The sequence below is a fragment of the Flavobacterium sp. genome, assembly GCF_030146175.1.
Lineage (GTDB): Bacteria > Bacteroidota > Bacteroidia > Flavobacteriales > Flavobacteriaceae > Flavobacterium.
Window position 1 is genome coordinate 1 of record NZ_JASLCE010000115.1, and the last position, 15,243, is coordinate 15,243.

The 15,243-nt window shown below is 39.9% G+C and carries 11 protein-coding genes and 1 pseudogene; 8 read left to right on the forward strand and 4 right to left on the reverse strand.

Annotation, left to right across the window (positions count from 1 at the left end; genetic code table 11):
- The 3 genes and pseudogenes from Q1R07_RS13160 to Q1R07_RS13170 form a co-directional block, all read left to right on the forward strand.
- A pseudogene (locus tag Q1R07_RS13160) lies at positions 1–795 on the forward strand (hypothetical protein); the annotation flags it as partial.
- A 90-nt stretch (positions 796–885) separates the two neighbouring features.
- Entirely contained in the window at positions 886–4,572 is a 3,687-nt protein-coding gene (gene purL / locus Q1R07_RS13165; protein ID WP_300491082.1) for a phosphoribosylformylglycinamidine synthase, read from the forward strand.
- Between the two features lie 183 nt (positions 4,573–4,755).
- Entirely contained in the window at positions 4,756–7,215 is a 2,460-nt protein-coding gene (locus Q1R07_RS13170) for a T9SS type A sorting domain-containing protein (RefSeq protein WP_300491085.1), read from the forward strand.
- Between the two features lie 87 nt (positions 7,216–7,302).
- On the opposite strand, the gene Q1R07_RS13175 is transcribed toward Q1R07_RS13170, so the two are convergent.
- Positions 7,303–8,346: an RluA family pseudouridine synthase gene (locus Q1R07_RS13175; protein WP_300491088.1), complete on the reverse strand. Its 1,044-nt coding sequence runs from the start codon at positions 8,344–8,346 to the stop codon at positions 7,303–7,305.
- Positions 8,336–8,956 carry a PASTA domain-containing protein gene (locus Q1R07_RS13180; protein ID WP_300491090.1) on the reverse strand — a complete coding sequence of 207 codons (621 nt, stop codon included), beginning with the start codon at positions 8,954–8,956 and terminating at the stop codon, positions 8,336–8,338. The genes Q1R07_RS13175 and Q1R07_RS13180 overlap by 11 nt, the downstream gene beginning before the upstream one ends.
- A gap of 141 nt (positions 8,957–9,097) precedes the next feature.
- Between Q1R07_RS13180 and Q1R07_RS13185 the strand changes: the two genes are divergently transcribed.
- Together Q1R07_RS13185 and coaD are read left to right on the forward strand one after the other, a co-directional pair.
- Positions 9,098–10,069, forward strand: a complete 972-nt coding sequence (locus Q1R07_RS13185; protein WP_300491092.1) for a D-alanine--D-alanine ligase — start codon at positions 9,098–9,100, stop codon at positions 10,067–10,069.
- A 1-nt stretch (position 10,070) separates the two neighbouring features.
- Positions 10,071–10,526, forward strand: a complete 456-nt coding sequence (coaD, locus tag Q1R07_RS13190; RefSeq protein WP_136401878.1) for a pantetheine-phosphate adenylyltransferase — start codon at positions 10,071–10,073, stop codon at positions 10,524–10,526.
- A gap of 47 nt (positions 10,527–10,573) precedes the next feature.
- Here coaD and Q1R07_RS13195 read toward each other — a convergent pair whose 3' ends face one another.
- On the reverse strand, positions 10,574–11,428 hold the full coding sequence (locus tag Q1R07_RS13195) for a T9SS type A sorting domain-containing protein (protein WP_300491095.1): 855 nt from the start codon (positions 11,426–11,428) through the stop codon (positions 10,574–10,576).
- A gap of 286 nt (positions 11,429–11,714) precedes the next feature.
- Between Q1R07_RS13195 and Q1R07_RS13200 the strand changes: the two genes are divergently transcribed.
- On the forward strand, positions 11,715–13,448 hold the full coding sequence (locus Q1R07_RS13200; protein ID WP_300491098.1) for a M14 family metallopeptidase: 1,734 nt from the start codon (positions 11,715–11,717) through the stop codon (positions 13,446–13,448).
- A 25-nt stretch (positions 13,449–13,473) separates the two neighbouring features.
- Here Q1R07_RS13200 and Q1R07_RS13205 read toward each other — a convergent pair whose 3' ends face one another.
- Positions 13,474–14,076 carry an NUDIX domain-containing protein gene (locus tag Q1R07_RS13205; protein WP_300491101.1) on the reverse strand — a complete coding sequence of 201 codons (603 nt, stop codon included), beginning with the start codon at positions 14,074–14,076 and terminating at the stop codon, positions 13,474–13,476.
- Between the two features lie 7 nt (positions 14,077–14,083).
- Between Q1R07_RS13205 and pyrE the strand changes: the two genes are divergently transcribed.
- Together pyrE and Q1R07_RS13215 are read left to right on the forward strand one after the other, a co-directional pair.
- Positions 14,084–14,731 carry an orotate phosphoribosyltransferase gene (pyrE, locus tag Q1R07_RS13210; protein WP_136401882.1) on the forward strand — a complete coding sequence of 216 codons (648 nt, stop codon included), beginning with the start codon at positions 14,084–14,086 and terminating at the stop codon, positions 14,729–14,731.
- A 33-nt stretch (positions 14,732–14,764) separates the two neighbouring features.
- Positions 14,765–15,157, forward strand: coding sequence for an SRPBCC family protein (locus tag Q1R07_RS13215; RefSeq protein ID WP_136401883.1), 393 nt, complete (start codon positions 14,765–14,767; stop codon positions 15,155–15,157).
- Positions 15,158–15,243 lie beyond the last annotated feature (86 nt).

A 15,243-nucleotide genomic window follows, 5' to 3' on the forward strand; every position in this document is an offset into this window, starting at 1 on the left:
GAAGTGATTTTTGAAGGCGACCGATTGGAACAGGATTTTTCGGAAGTTCCGGGACAATGGGGAACCATCTGGTTACGTAACGGTAGTACAGCACACGATTTAAAAAACCTGACGATTAAAAATGCTGTGGTTGGTATTTTAACCGAAGGAAACGATGGTACCGACGAAACCCTAAAATTGACCAACGTACAGATTTACAACAGTGCCAATGTCGGCTTATTAGCCCGAAATGCTCATATCAAAGGAGACAACATTGTGATCAATAGAGCGGGACAAGCAGCGCTGGCTTGTACTTTTGGTGGAAAATACCTATTCCGACAATCGACTTTTGTGAATTACTGGTCACGCCCCAATCAGGTTGCCGTAGCGATCGACAACGGTGCCGACCAACAGCTAATTCCATTGGAAATGGCGCAATTTGACAACTGTATTCTGTTTGGATCGAGCAATATTCCGCTTTCGATGACCCGAAACAATTCGCAAGCTTTTAACTTCCGATTCAACAACTGTCTGATCAAATTCTTTGATGTGGCACAACAATTTACCAACAACAATCTATATCCTATTAACAATACCACCGATTATAGCAACTGTCGTATTGCGGTTAACTCCAACTCGTTTAAACCCGATTTTAAAAACCCAAACAAAAACCAATTGATCATTGGCGACCATTCCGATGCAAAAGCTTTTGGAACAACCATGACCAATCCGTTTTTAGAAGATATCCTTGGAAATGTACGTCCAAACGGAGGTTCCGATCTGGGTGCTTATAACCACGTGATATTCGATAATTAACCGCTAAAAAATATAGCCGCTGAAATTGTCTAATTGACCGAATTAGATTAATTTTGCATTTTTAAAAACAACACACTAACAACACACACAATGATTCATTTCTTCGGAAACCAGACCAATACGGTTTTTGCAGTACAATCGCAAAACGAGCTTTCGGCTCAGGACATTACGAAATTAAACTGGCTGTTTGCAAGCACTTCTGAAAACCCTTGCACGGTTGTTAACGATACAAAGGCATCTCTGGATGCTTTTTTTGTTGGCCCACGTGCCGCCATGATCACACCATGGAGTACCAATGCCGTTGAAATCACTCAGAATATGGGAATTTCCGGTATTATCCGTATCGAAGAGTTTGAAAAAGCAACAGACGATTTTAACGATTTCGACCCGATGCTTTTCCAGAAATACACCAGCCTGAACCAGGATATCTACACCATTAACATCCAACCGGAACCGATACTGGAAATCGACGATATCGCAGCCTATAACCAACAAGAAGGTTTGGCTTTAAGCGAAGAAGAAGTAGCTTATCTAAACAAATTATCGACTAAATTAGGTCGTAAATTGACCGATTCGGAGGTATTTGGTTTTTCACAGGTGAACTCGGAACACTGTCGTCACAAAATCTTTAACGGAACCTTTGTGATTGACGGAGAAGAAAAACCGACTTCCCTTTTCAAGTTGATCAAAAAAACATCGGAAACCCATCCAAACGATATTGTTTCCGCATATAAAGATAACGTAGCCTTTATCAAAGGCCCAAGAGTACAACAGTTTGCTCCTAAAACAGCAGACAAACCGGATTTTTACGACGTTAAGGAATTTGATTCCGTAATCTCAATAAAAGCCGAAACCCATAACTTCCCGACCACCGTAGAACCGTTTAACGGAGCGGCAACCGGTTCGGGAGGAGAAATCCGCGACCGACTTGCCGGAGGACAAGGTTCCCTTCCATTGGCCGGAACAGCCGTATATATGACCTCTTATTCCCGATTGGAAGATAACCGTCCATGGGAACAGGCAATGGACGAACGCAAATGGTTGTACCAAACCCCAATGGATATTCTGATCAAAGCGTCTAACGGAGCCTCCGATTTCGGAAACAAATTCGGTCAGCCTTTGATTACCGGTTCGGTATTAACTTTTGAACACGAAGAAGAAGCCCGTAAATTAGGTTTTGATAAAGTGATCATGTTAGCCGGTGGTATCGGATACGGAAAAGAAAGTCAGGCGAAAAAATTAAAACCATCCGTAGGGGATAAAGTAGTCATCCTTGGAGGTGAAAACTACCGTATCGGTATGGGTGGTGCAGCCGTATCATCGGCCGATACCGGCGCTTTTGGTTCCGGAATCGAATTAAATGCAATCCAGCGTTCGAATCCCGAAATGCAAAAACGGGCAGCCAATGCGGTACGTGGTTTGGTCGAAAGTGACCACAACCCTATCGTATCGATTCACGATCACGGTGCCGGAGGGCATTTAAACTGTTTGTCGGAATTGGTTGAAGAAACCGGTGGTAAAATCGACCTGGATAAACTACCTGTTGGCGATCCTACGCTATCGGCAAAAGAAATTATCGGAAACGAATCCCAGGAACGTATGGGATTGGTAATTGGTGAAAAAGACCTGGATACCCTACAACGTATCGCCGACCGTGAGCGTTCGCCGATGTATGCTGTAGGAGATGTAACCGGTGATCATCGTTTTACATTCGAATCGGCTACAACAGGAGCTAAACCAATGGATTTTGCATTGGAAGACATGTTTGGTAGTTCTCCGAAAATGATCATGAGCGATAAAACCATTGTTCGTAACTATAAAAACTTAACCTATACTACTGCTGCAATTCCAAACTACCTGAATCAGGTGTTACAATTGGAAGCCGTAGCTTGTAAAGACTGGCTAACCAACAAAGTAGACCGTTGTGTGGGTGGACGTGTTGCCAAACAACAATGTGCCGGACCGCTACAATTACCACTAAATAATGTCGGTGTGATGGCTCTGGATTTCCAGAGTAAAGAAGGTATTGCCACCACTATCGGGCATTCTCCGGTTTCGGCTTTGATCGATCCGGTAGCCGGTAGCCGTACTGCCATTGGGGAAGCATTGTCTAATATTGTTTGGGCACCGTTAAAAGACAATTTAGCCGGTGTATCCTTGTCGGCCAACTGGATGTGGGCGTGTAAAAACGAAGGTGAAGATGCCCGTTTATACGAAGCTGTAAAAGGTTGTTCCGATTTTGCCATCGAATTAGGCATCAACATTCCGACCGGAAAAGATTCCTTGTCGATGAAACAAAAATATCCAAATGACGAAGTAATCGCACCGGGAACGGTGATCATTTCGGCAGCGGGTAACTGTACCGATATCACTAAAGTCGTAGAACCAGTGTTACAACGCAATGGCGGCGCGATTTACTATATTAACCTGTCGCAGGATAGCTTCAAATTAGGTGGTTCTTCCTTCGCACAGATTTTAAATACTATCGGTGATTCTGCACCAACTATTACGGATGCGGCTTACTTTAAAAAAGCATTCAACACGATCCAGGAATTAATCAAAGGCGGACATATTACAGCCGGACACGATATTGGAAGTGGTGGTTTAATTACAACCCTTTTAGAAATGTGTTTTGCCGATGTTAACCTTGGTGCTTCGTTTGATTTATCCGTTTTAGGGGAATCAGACACTGTAAAAGCCTTATTCAACGAAAATATTGGATTGGTATTCCAGGCGGATGCATTTGCTGAAGATACATTTAAAAACAATGGTATTGAATGTTTTAAAATTGGAACGGTTACCAACATAAACACCGTTACCATCCAAAACCATGAAGACAATTTCGAATTTCATGTGGACGAATTACGCGATACCTGGTATAAAACATCTTTCCTTTTGGATCAGAAACAATCCAAAAACGGGATGGCACAGGAGCGTTACAGCAACTATAAAAACCAGCCCTTAAACTATACGTTCCCTTCGCATTTTGATGGCAAAAAACCGGTTATCGACGCTTCGAAACCACGTCCGAAAGCGGCTATCATCCGTGAAAAAGGAAGTAACTCCGAGCGTGAAATGGCCAATGCTATGTATTTAGCCGGATTTGACGTAAAAGACGTTCATATGACCGATCTGATCACGGGTCGTGAAACACTGGAAGATATTCAGTTTATCGGAGCTGTAGGAGGTTTTTCCAATTCGGATGTTTTGGGATCAGCCAAAGGTTGGGCCGGTGCTTTCTTATATAACGAAAAAGCCAATACCGCACTGAAAAACTTCTTTAAACGCGAAGACACATTATCCGTAGGAATCTGCAACGGATGTCAGTTGTTTATGGAACTGGAATTAATTAATCCGGAACATGAAATACACGGAAAAATGCACCACAATACAAGTGCGAAACACGAGAGTATCTTTACTTCCGTAACCGTACAACCGAACAATTCCGTAATGCTATCGTCTTTAGCCGGAAGTACATTAGGAGTTTGGGTATCGCATGGTGAAGGTAAGTTTAAATTACCTTATGCGGAAGGTCAATATCAGATTGTCTCCAAATATGCCTATGAAGGCTACCCGGCCAATCCAAATGGTTCGGATTACAACACGGCTATGATGTGCGACACAACCGGTCGTCATTTGGTCATGATGCCGCATATTGAGCGTTCAACTTTCCCTTGGAACTGGGCGCATTATCCGGCCGGTCACCAGGATCAGGTATCCCCTTGGCACGAAGCTTTTGTCAACGCCAGAAAATGGATTGACGCTAAAAATAAATAAAACAGAAAACGCCCCGATCATCGGGGCGTTTTTTATAGACTACTATCATAATAAATAGAATTTCAAACAATTAACAAAATACAGCATTACTTTTTTGTAGGAATTTACAAAATAAACATTACTTTTAATTTCCTACAAACCATGAAGTTCACTGTTATTTCTTAACCTAAATCTATATTTATTATGAACCATTACGCATTACAAATGTTAAGCAGGATATACTTAACATTACTGCTTCTTTTCACTATTTCCATTGAGGCGCAAAATCAATTAAAAACATACCAACCGCCAAGCAGTGGAAACATTACCATTAATCCACCGGTAACACCTCCGATGGGATCGGACAATAAACCTTTAAATTATACCATTGGTCAGAATACTGACTTTTCGGTTCGGATTAAAAAGGCTGACACCAACGACTGGGTTGATTTATTTGAATACAACACATTTGTAAACAGCAGTATTGGAGATTTGTCTGTTAGTTCACCTTCTTCATTTGTCGCTTTCGATTTTTCCGGTGCCGTAACAATCGAAATTACCAGTAACCGCCATAACAATCAAAACCTAAATCAAAGGGTACAAATCCGGCCACTTTCCAGAAATGTTAACCCGTCAATCATAAACAATAAAATTACATTTACCATAAACAATCCGGGGAAATTCTCTATTGAGATCGATGGTTATCGCTATCACAACCTCCAGATTTTTGCCAATGCCATGGCCAATTATACTCTTCCTGCTACGGCAACGGTTACTTATGGTCCCGGTGTTCATCTCTACAACAAATCGTTGAATACTGTAACCAATAAAAAAATAAAGATTTTGGAAGGTGCAATCGTTATCGTTCCCTATGATGTCCTTCCGGATTATACAACAGACAACGGTAAAATAGTAATGAACAGCGGTGATGAGATTTATATTGAAGGCGGTGGAACGCTAAAAGGTGGTATTATTGCCGAAGATGTAAATAATGTCAAAGTTTATGGTCACGGTATAATTGACCTTACCAACTATGAAAAACAATATGACACTTTATTACCCAATTATGCCTATATACAGGGAGTAACAATCAGAAGGTGCAATAATATTTCCATTGATGGTATAACGATAATTGATCCGCAACAATTGTGTGTTGAACTTACGGATAGTGATCAGATCAATATCAATAACGTAAAAGTGATTTCCCGCGCTGTCTGGGGTGACGGTTTCCATATGAAAGGCACCAGCAATGTTACGATTAACGATTGTTTTAACCGGACTTCGGATGATAGTATATCAATATACGCTTCCCGTCACGTTTCATGGGAAGGAAACCCTCCGTATCAAAACAAACATGCCCTGAACATTACGGTAACCAATACCATTTTATATGCCGACAAAGCACACCCGATCACCATTGGGTGGCATGGTAACGATTCGCAGGTAAATGGGCTGGATATTTATAATCTGCGTTTTGAAGACATCGATATTTTAGAACACGATGAATATTGGGTCAATCCAAATAACGGCTCGTTACATCTTGATTATATCGGAGCGATTTCCATAAACTGTGCCGATGGTAACAATTGTAGCAACTTCCTGTTTAAAAATATCCGCGTAGAAGATTTTTCGAATGGTCGTCTGCTAACAGTACATGTAGAACCTGGTAAATATGGTGCTGCAAATACCGATGGTCGAAAGGTAGAATATATCCGCTTTGAAAACCTGTCATACAATGGTACCGGAGAGCTACCTTCATCGATAAAAGGGTTGAATTGTGATCGCTATGTAAATGGTGTTCATTTTGAAAACTTTACGGTTAATGGCAACCTGATTACAAAACTTTCCGATTATAATGTAAACGGTACCCCTATGATCGACACAAATGAATTTGCATATAACATTACTTTTCAGGAAGCCAATAATTATAGTACATCTTTAACCGATGGCTATTATAGAATTCGGAACATTGCCAATTCTCGCTATATGCAAACCGACGCTTTGCAACAACAAGGGTATGTTACATCGTCCTCAACAAACAGTAATGCCAATGATCAAGTCTGGCAGATCCAATTAATTCCCGGTACAGGTCATTACAGAATAAAAAACATAGCAAATAACAAATTTCTGGAGAATTCATTTGATGCCCGGCCATCTCTTTTATGTCAGAGTAGACATTTAATAACAGCCGTACAAGCGGTACAGACCAATCAGGAATGGAAAATCGTTCCCGATTCTCAGGGTGGCTACCGAATCAACAATGCCTACACCCGTTCCTACTTAACGGATAATAATTATCCTAATGATTTTGTATTGGCCAATCCGAAAGATCCGTTGAACAGTAATCAGCGATGGTCATTAATCCGTATCAAAAATTATATTCCAATTACCGAGTTAAAAGCCATCGATCCGTTGACTTTAAAAACCGATGACGAAGACGTTGTTATTTTCCCGAATCCGGTTACCGATTTTATTCAGATTCAGTTTGGAAACCGCTCTGTCGATGCTATTGCCATAACCGATATGACTGGGCGCGTTATTATCCAAAAACAAATCCGGGATAACGAACAAATTGATTTGTCTGCTTTACAAAAAGGCAACTATATCGTTACGATAACCGATACTTCCGGCACTACTATCAACAAAAAAATAATTAAAAACTAAACGCAAAAACGCCCCGATAATCGGGGCGTTTTTTATATCAAACCGAATAAATCTTTGTTCTTTTCTCTTTACTCTTTATTCCACATTCTACTCTTCCTCCTCCATTATATGGGATTTGGAATAGGTTCTCCATTTTTCGATACATTCTTTCATATCCTGTGGCAATTCGGTATCAAAACGCATAAACTCCTTAGTTGTTGGATGTTCAAAACCAAGTGTTTTCGCGTGTAATGCCTGTCTTGGCAAAGTCTTAAAACAATTATCAATAAACTGTTTGTATTTCGTAAACGTCGTTCCTTTTAAGATCAGGTGACCGCCATAGCGTTCGTCGTTAAATAACGTATGCCCGATATGCTTCATATGCGCACGAATCTGGTGCGTACGACCGGTTTCCAAAATACAGGAAACCAAGGTTACATATCCAAAGCGCTCCAACACTTTATAATGCGTAACGGCGTGTTTTCCAAAATCTTCACTATCGTAAACCGACATCTGCATACGATCTTTCATATGACGTCCGATATAGCCTTCGATTGTTCCGCTTTCTTCTTCGATATTGCCCCAAACCAAAGCCACATATTCCCTTTCGGAAGTCTTGTCGGCAAACTGTTTGGTCAGATAAGCCATTGCATGATCGGTTTTGGCCACTACAAGTAAACCTGTCGTATCTTTATCGATACGGTGAACCAATCCCGGGCGCTCACTGCTATTCATCGGAAGATTTTCAAAATGATAGGCCAATGCATTGACCAATGTTCCGGTATAATTTCCGTGTCCCGGATGTACTACCAATCCGGCCGGTTTGTTGATCACAAGTAACTGATCATCTTCATAGACAATATCCAATGGGATATTCTCCGGAATGATTATATTTTCGAATGGCGGTTGTTCCATCAGAACGCGCACCACATCAAACGCTTTTACTTTATAATTGGATTTTACCGGAATATCGTTTACAAAGATATTCCCATTGGTTGCCGCCTGTTGAATTTTATTTCTTGTCGCATTTTCAACAAGGTTCATCAAAAACTTATCCACTCGCAAAGGCGCCTGACCTTTGGCTGCTTCGAACCGATAATGTTCGAACAATTCGCCTTCTAAATCGGCATCTTCAATATTATTATTCTGCATTACTTTCTGTTGTCTGTTCTTTTGCCGGAATACTATCCGTTGTTGTTTCCTCTACATATCCGGTTTTACCGTCTCCTAAAACCAAGTCGATTTTAGATGCTTTTAATACTTTATCGCCGGCTTTTAACGGTTTTCCGTTTTGTTTCATTTCCAAAACCACATCTTTAGCCATATACGGTACGTATTTGATGTTACCTTCGTCCAATCCCAATGCACGTAAAGTCGACAATGACTGACGGTAGGTTTTCTGGATCAAATCCGGAACCGTTACCTGCGAATATCCGCCTGAGTTTACTTTAACATACACTTTACGACCGTCTTTTACCGTTACACCCGGTAGCGGATCCTGTTCTACGATAGAATACGGCGGGAAATCCGCTCTAAAATCTACCGTATCCAACAAATGGATTTCCAGATCGATATCGTTTAATTTTTCTTCGGCTTTTTCAACGCTCATTTTGCCCAGGTTTGGCACCGGAATTTCTTCCCCGTGATTGGTGGCATAACCCAGCCATTGCATTACCAAAACCACAAAAACAATGATAATAATTAATGCTAATGCTAAATGTTTAAAGAATGTAAAACTAGTTAAAAACTTTTTCCAGCTCATAGATATTCGAATTTTGGCAAATATATAAAATACTGGAGGTTTTACTTTCATAACCCCTTATATTTTATATCGCAAACCAGAATGATTCAACAAATAATAATACTTTTGTAGTATACTAACTCATTATTCAAACGGAACAAAATGAAAAATGTTGCCATTATCATGGGAGGCTATTCCAGCGAGTACCAAATCTCCCTTACCAGTGGAAATGTGGTCTATTCTTTTTTAGACAAATCAAAATATAACGCCTACCGTATCCATATTTTCAGAGACAAATGGGTAATGGTTGACGACAATAATACCGAATACCCGGTGAATCGCCATGATTTTACCGTAGCCTACCAAGGGAACACATTGTCGTTTGATGTTGTTTTTAATGCCATTCACGGTACTCCGGGCGAAGACGGACTCATGCAGGCCTATTTTGAGTTATTGGGAATTCCGCAAACTTCCTGCGATTATTATCAGGCGGCATTAACCTTTAACAAGCGCGACCTGTTATCGGTTTTAAAACCGTATGGTATCAAAACCGCTACCTCCTATTATCTGAATCTGGGTAATGCGATCGACGCAGCTACCATCATCAAAACCGTAGGCTTGCCGTGTTTTGTAAAACCAAATAAATCGGGTTCCAGTTTTGGTATTTCCAAAGTAAAAACCGAAGCCGAATTATTACCGGCAATCGAAAATGCCTATAAAGAAGATAACGAGATCATCATTGAAAGTTTCCTTGACGGAACCGAAGTTTCGGTTGGTGTGATCAATTATAAAGGAGAAATCAAAGTATTACCGATTACCGAGATTGTTTCCGAAAACGATTTCTTTGATTATGAAGCCAAATATCTTGGAAAATCACAGGAAATCACTCCGGCACGAATTTCTCCGGAGCTAACTGAAAAAGTAAATGCTGTGGCCAAACGCGCCTATGAAGTTCTTAAAATGAAAGGCTTTTCACGTAGTGAGTTTATCATTGTAAACGGCGAACCGCATATGCTTGAAATGAATACGATTCCGGGATTAACCACCGAAAGTATTTTACCGCAACAAGCCCGTGAAGCCGGAATTTCGCTTCCGGATTTATTTGACAACGCCATCACGCTAGCCCTGAAATAATATGAGAAAAGCCATCTTTCCCGGTTCGTTCGATCCGATTACTCTCGGACATTACGACATCATTAACCGCGCTTTACCGCTATTTGACGAGATCGTTATTGCCATTGGTGTAAATGCCGAGAAAAAATATATGTTTTCGTTGGAAGATCGTTTAAAATTTATCACTGATGCGTTTCAAAACGAACCCAAAATAAGTGTGGTTACCTATACCGGTCTGACGATTGATTTATGTCAAAAACTAAATGCACAATTTATATTACGCGGACTTCGCAATCCGGCCGATTTCGAATTCGAAAAAGCCATTGCGCATACCAATCGTAAACTATCTCAGATTGAAACGGTATTTTTATTAACCGCTGCCAGTACATCTTATATCAGTTCCAGTATTGTTCGCGATGTAATCCGAAATAACGGTGATTATCGTGTCCTGGTGCCCGAATCGGTAGTTCTAAAATAAAAAAGTCGCCATAAGGCGACTTTTATTTTTTATACGGTATCGGTTGATTATTGTTTTACAATTTTCTTAACCAAAGTACCTTCTGCTGTCTCCAAATTCAACATATAGATTCCGGTTGCAAATCCAGACATATCAATTGTATTTCCGTTGTTTACAGAAACGGCAAATTGTTTTCCGGAAACGTCAACTAAAGCCGCTTTGTTAATTTGCAATTCGTTAGGCATTTGTACAGTAACAGAACCTGAAGTCGGATTCGGGAAAACAGACACTAATTTTGAAGCGAATTCATTAACACCAAGTGTTGTTCCAACAGCGTTGATCACCATGTGTACATCCGGGAAGTTAATTAGCGCTACGTCTGTAGGAGTAGCAATACTACAAGAAGTTGAAGCAATATAACTTGGCCCTGTTTGTGATGCTGTATTCGATCCTAATGAAATATTTACTCCGGTTGCTCCGGCTGCATATCCTACTTCAACCACTAATGTTTCGTTAGCCGCTACCGGTCCTGTTACCGTTACCGGAACCGTTACGATAGTTCCAACATTTGCAGTTTGAACTGTATAGTTAGCCTGTCCCAACAATGTATAACCTGTCGGGAATCCGGTTGGGAAAGTCGCAGTCGTTTTATATGCTTTAACTGTTACCACATAACCGCTTGGAGCCGTTAATGAAGCTACACCAAACTGGATTGATGCTAAGTTAAAAGCAGAAGTTACTCCCATTGAAGCCAAATTAAAAGCTCTGTAATAACGGTTGTCACTTGATGTTGCAGTACTACTGTTTCCACAAGCTACTGTATTACCATTAATTGCCTGAGAACTCGAATGAGTCAGTACAGTTTGCGCATTTATCGCAAGGGATGTTAAACAAAACAATACTAAAAGAGTAATTTTTTTCATATTTAAATGTTTTTTGAGTTACAAACGCGAATCTAATCATAAAAAAAATAATTCCCTAAAAAAAGCAATTAATTTAACGAAATATCTTATAAAAAAGAGTATTTAAAAATTATATCCACAAAATATAGTCCGATTAATAAAAAAGTTGCTCTTGCAAGCTTCGATTTCGATTTATAATTTTGATAACAATACGAACTTCTTTTATCCCAAAATCAGATAATTCACAACGCAATAAATCTTACATTTACCACGAACAAATACAAAAATTACAAACCGCATTATTCGAATGAAAAAACCATATAAAATTGTACTTCTTTTTTTGCTACAATGCCTTCCGTTACTAGCACAGCAAAAGTATGCAACGCCCTACGAAAAAGGCAATGGAAATCAGACCGCTACCTACGAGGAAACCATAGCTTACTATGAAATGCTGGACCAAAACTTTGAAAGCATTTCCATGCGAACGATGGGATTAACCGACAGCGGCGAGCCGTTACATATCGTAACCTTTAATCCCGGCAAAACATTTGATTTTGCCCGCATACAAAATGACAAAGCGACTCTTTTGATCAACAATGGAATTCATCCCGGAGAACCAGACGGTATCGATGCTACGATGATGCTGTTCCGCGATTTGGCAACCGGAAAGATTGCACTTCCAAAAAATACGGTTGTGGTAACGATTCCGATTTACAATATCGGCGGGGCGTTAAACCGGAATTCCACCTCGCGTGTCAACCAAAACGGACCGGAATCTTTTGGTTTCCGTGGTAATGCCCGCAATTATGATCTGAACCGGGATTTTATCAAATCGGATACCCGAAATGCCCGTAGTTTCGCCGAAATCTTCCAATTGGTCTATCCGGATGTTTTTATCGACAACCACGTCAGTAACGGTGCCGATTACCAGTATACGCTAACCTATATTGCAACGCACTATCAGAAATTAGGCGGAAAAGCCGGAACGTATTTTAACAGCGAAATGTACCCGGCCATTTTAAAAGACCTGCAATCCAAAAAAATAGAACCGGTACCTTATGTGAATATTTACAATAAAACCCCGGAAAACGGTTTTGCTAAAAATATGGAAACCGCTCGTTTTTCAACCGGTTATGCGTCTTTATTTAATTCATTTGGCGCTATGGTCGAAACCCATATGCTAAAAAAATACAGCGACCGCGTAAAAGTAACTTACGAATATATGCTGAGTACGCTTCGTTATACAGATGTGCATTATCAGACGATAAAAAACATCCGCCGGGAAACCCTGGAAGCCTATAAACCAAATGCAAAATATACGGTAGAATGGGAAATTGATTCGGCTAAAGTGACTCAGATTCCGTTTTTGGGCTACGAAGGTAACTACAAACCGAGCGACGTTTCCGGCAAACCGCGTTTGTATTATGACCGAAGTAAACCTTTCAAAAAAATGATTCCGCATTATGAACTTTATAAACCCAAAAAACAGATTAGCATTCCGGAATATTATGTCATTCCGAAACAATGGTGGAATGTAACCGATTTGCTAAAGCTAAACAACATCACGATGAAACGCTTGCAACAGGATAGTATTATCACGGTTGAAAGCTATCGAATAGCCGATTATAAAACCGGAAATTCCGCTTTCGAAGGTCACTACGGACATTCGAACACCAACGTTATCAAAACTACTGTAAAACAAGCCTTTAAAAAAGGCGATTTTCTGATTCCGACACAACAGAAGAATGTCAAATTCCTATTGGAAACTTTGGAACCCGAAGCGGTGGATTCGTATTTTAACTGGAATTTCTTTGATGCCATTTTACAGCAAAAGGAATACTATTCTCCTTATGTTTTTGAAGATGTGGCCAAACAATTGCTACTTGAAAATCCGGAGCTAAAAAAGGCGCTGGACGAAAAGCGAAAAAGCGATCCCAAATTTGAAAATAGCGGCGACGCACAACTGGATTGGGTGTACCGCAACTCGAAATACTACGAAAAATCACATATGCAATATCCCGTATATCGCATCCTAAATTAAAAAAAGCCGGAGATTCCGGCTTTTTTTATTCGATTACCTTTTCGGTTTCAAACAATAATTTAATGTTTTCATAAGAATTGGTCAGTGCTTCTTTAATTTCATCGGGTTTTAACCAGGCTACTTTTTCGATACCTTCTTCAATCTGACCCTGCGGAATACCATCAAAATCGGTTTTCATTTCAAACCAATGGGTCACTTTTAATTTATAACGACCGTTTCGTTTAAAAACATGATAGGTTTTTTGCAGTTTCTGCACAATCTTCAGACCGGTTACGCCGGTTTCCTCCTCTACTTCACGGATGGCTGTTTCGTCGATTTCCTCCCGTTTTTCAATGCCTCCTTTTGGCAGGTCCCACTTCCCGTTTCGGAAGATAAAAAGCACCTCGCCCTTTTTATTGTAAACCAATCCACCACCGGCTTTTACCACCGGAATTTTGGCTTTTAGTTTTTTCATAATTTCCTTTTCATCAGGATAATACAAAAAAGCTTTTGGAATCTTATTCTGAAACATTTTTACAATAACTTGCTTGATATCCACACTTTCTAAAAGAAAAAGCTGAAAATCGGTTTCTTTAACAATTTGATTTGTCAAGAAAAGTGGTTTGTCGTTCACAAAAACTTTATACATTTGTACTATGATTTTTAATACAGACACAGCTAAAAAAACTGCCGAATTGCTTTTACAAATAAACGCAATTAAATTAAATCCAAAAAATCCTTTTACATGGGCTTCTGGATGGAAATCGCCAATTTACTGCGATAACCGTATAACGCTTTCATTTCCACCGATCCGGAATTATATCCGTGATGAATTTGCCAAACATATTGAAAAAGAATTTGGCAAGCCTGATGTGATTGCCGGAGTGGCAACCGGAGCTATTGGTATTGGAATACTGGTAGCGGAATATCTTGGACTTCCTTTTGTTTATGTACGCCCGGAGCCTAAAAAGCACGGTCGCCAGAATCAGGTGGAAGGCTTTTTACAAAAAGGACAAAACGTAGTGGTTATCGAAGACCTTATCAGTACCGGAAAAAGTAGTTTAATGGCGGTTGAAGCCTTAAAAGAAGCCGGTGCAAATGTAAAAGGGATGGTTGCCATCTTTACCTACGGTTTTGATTTGGCTCAGGATAATTTTAAAGCGGCCAATGTCGACCTTTATACCCTTGGAAATTACGACACGCTTTTGGAAGCGGCTGTTGAAAAAAAATACATCACCGAAGAAGAACACGAAACCCTAAAAGAATGGCGTCAGAACCCTTCAACCTGGGGAATCGAAGTGTAATAAACCTAATTTAGCAAAAAACCAATACAGAATATGAATTTAGAAAGCCCAAAAGTTAACGTAGAAAAATCCGCCCAATATTTATTTGATGCGCTTACCGATGTAAAAAACTTTGAGAAATTAATGCCGGAGAACATTGCTAAATTCGAAGTATTGGATGAAAACGCTTTTATCTTCGGATTAAAAGGTATGCCGGAAATCAAATTAAAAATGAAAGACAAAGTGGCTCCAAACAAAGTTGTTTTGGGTGCTGCGAGCGACAAATTACCTTTTACGTTAACCGCAAACATTAATACGTTAACCGCAAACACATCGGAAGTTCAATTGTTATTTACAGGCGAATTTAACCCGATGATGGCGATGATGGTTAAAGGACCAATCGGTAAATTTATCGAAACCTTAGCCGGAAATATGAATAAGCTATAAGCAAAAACATACCCTATTATAAAGCCTTTTAGTTTTGGACTAAAAGGCTTTTTTTTATCAAATCGGAATTGAATTTATCGTAAATT